The organism is Nodosilinea sp. LEGE 07088 (assembly GCF_015207395.1).
Taxonomy (GTDB): domain Bacteria; phylum Cyanobacteriota; class Cyanobacteriia; order Phormidesmidales; family Phormidesmidaceae; genus Nodosilinea.
On the sequence record NZ_JADEWX010000350.1, the window covers coordinates 1 to 2,131 of the forward strand.

General features: G+C 53.3%; 3 protein-coding genes. 1 reads left to right on the plus strand and 2 read right to left on the minus strand.

The features are described 5' to 3' along the window. Positions 1-112: 112 nt before the first annotated feature. Complete coding sequence (locus IQ254_RS30860; protein ID WP_193969954.1) at positions 113-370, minus strand: hypothetical protein; 258 nt, start codon at positions 368-370, stop codon at positions 113-115. A gap of 76 nt (positions 371-446) precedes the next feature. Further along, complete coding sequence (locus IQ254_RS30865) at positions 447-1,226, minus strand: MinD/ParA family protein (RefSeq protein WP_193969955.1); 780 nt, start codon at positions 1,224-1,226, stop codon at positions 447-449. Between the two features lie 78 nt (positions 1,227-1,304). On the opposite strand from IQ254_RS30865, the gene IQ254_RS30870 reads away from it, so the two are divergent. Then, positions 1,305-1,862: a cyclic nucleotide-binding domain-containing protein gene (locus IQ254_RS30870; RefSeq protein WP_228041259.1), complete on the plus strand. Its 558-nt coding sequence runs from the start codon at positions 1,305-1,307 to the stop codon at positions 1,860-1,862. Positions 1,863-2,131: the final 269 nt, after the last annotated feature.

Here is a 2,131-nt window from a genome sequence, read left to right on the forward strand (position 1 = left end):
CCCCCGCCCTAAGCCGCGACCTTTAGACTCGGTTGTGTCCAATGACCCAGCGTTTAGGGTTGCAGCGAGGGCCTGTCTCTACCCCGATGCCGACCTAGAGTGACTAAGCAAGTCACTCTAGGCAATGCCAGATGTGATCAGGCACTCTGCGCGTTTGTCGCGAAACCAGATGAGGCCTAAAGATGGCAGGGGTCATGGTGTCGTCTACCTTTAAAAAGCCTGCCGCCATCAGGCTATCTACCGTCGCCTGGGCCAGGTCAGGGGGGGTCTGGGTATAGGCTGCTATATCGGTGAGGGTTGCCCCTCGTTGGCGCACCAACCAAGTCATCAGGGTGCGCTCTGGGTCAGCCAAGGCCAGGAGGTCGGTCATGGTTTTTGGCCCTGGGCTCCCAGGCGAAGATAGCGGAGGCATTGAAAACTCCCCCGGGGTGGGGTTGGGCATGGGGCTACTCCGCAGCGACGATCTGGCGAGCAACGGTATGTACCTCCTGGCTGAACGCATGGTCAGGGTGGTGCAGCCAGAAAATGCCACCGCTGGCCAGCTGGAGCATTTCGTCGTTTTCGTAGAATAGTCCGCCCACGGGCACGCCATACTGGGTCTGTACCTTGTCAATCAGGGTAGCGCGGGGGTAGATATCGGGCGCTTTGTTGACCAGCAGCGTAATATCGGGCACGTCGAGCTTTTGGGCCACTTCCAGGGTAACGGCAGTACCCAAAAAGTCTTGGCGGTCGGGGCGCAGAATAATCACCATGCGATCGGAAATTGCAATGGAGAGCAAGGTCTCTTCGTTGAGGCCCGGATGGGTATCAATAAACAGGTAATCGAGGTCAAGCTGGTTGACGAGGTCGTGGAAGCCGTCGTTGAGTAAGCCCACGTCATACCCTTCCCGCAAGATCTTGGCAATTTCCCCAGCTTTTAGACTAGAGGGCACCAAATACACTCGGCCACTAATCTCGACAGGGGTACCGCTGGCGTTGACCACCTGGTTGGTGACGTCGTAGGCGGCATCTTTGGCGATGCACTTGTCCCACAGGTAGTCGTTGAGGGAGTAGGTAAAGTCTTCTTCGTCGAGGCCAAACAGCACGTGGATGCCCGGCGACTGAATATCGGTATCGACAATGGCCACCCGCTTGCCCTGGCTAGCCACCGCCGTAGCGATATTAGCCGTTAGATTTGACTTGCCGGTGCCCCCTCGGAAGGAGTGAATAGAAATGACCTGCGCCATGGGAAAGTGACCTCTGTCAAATAAACTACAGATTCTGCTACGGTTGCCCCACTGGGAGCCGATAGGAGTGAGCCTAGTATGGGAACAATAGCCGCGAAAATAACGCGTTACACGAAATTATCCATGGAAAAAATCACCTATGCTGCCGACGATGTCATCTATCGGGAAGGAGACCCCAGCCAGCAGGTCTATTTGATCAAATCAGGTCGCATTAACCTGATCGACACCTATCCAGAAACGGGTGAAGTCGTGTCAAAATCTCTCGGCCCAGGGCGTGTTTTTGGGGAGATAGAACTGATCGATCGTCGGCCGCGTTCCTCCATAGCCCAGGCCAGTGAAGAGGCTAAGATCGTAGTCTTTTCCCACGATGAAATCATGGATATGGTGTTTGACAACCCTGAGAAAAGTCTGATTTTAGCTCGCGATGTATTCGATCGTTTGCGCCAGCTCTACAGTAGCGACAGCCTCGATGGCGAACTGACAAAACTGCGAGAGGAGATGCATGAAACCATCAAAGCAGCTGTAATTAGTCACGAATCTCGAGTGGTTAAGAGCCACAATGGCATGGCTGCGATCGCAATTCCAGTGGTGCTTTTAATTGCCATTGTTGTCGGCATGCAGGTGTATCTACACTAGAGCTAAGAGATATAAAATCTGTTCGTTTCGATAACTAAAAATCGACAAAAATCAATACTCAAGAGGGCTGCATACCTTACAAGGTATGCAGCCCTCTTATTGCAGGTTAAGTAGGCAGTTGAGATTAAATGTAAGATAGCAGGGTAGCCAGAGTGCCCTCAAATGCCCGCCCCATTACGCATCATTTTGACCGAGGAAGAAGACCGCACGTTAAGTGAACTTCGGGAGGCTCAGACAGTTCCCTATCGGACGCGTGACCGAGCGCATAT

Excerpts from the sequence above, each read along its gene's own strand:
- IQ254_RS30860 (WP_193969954.1), bottom strand. The coding sequence starts at position 370 with ATGACCGACCTCCTGGCCTTGGCTGACCCAGAGCGCACCCTGATGACT.
- IQ254_RS30865 (WP_193969955.1), bottom strand. The coding sequence starts at position 1,226 with ATGGCGCAGGTCATTTCTATTCACTCCTTCCGAGGGGGCACCGGCAAG.
- IQ254_RS30870 (WP_228041259.1), top strand. The coding sequence starts at position 1,305 with ATGGGAACAATAGCCGCGAAAATAACGCGTTACACGAAATTATCCATG.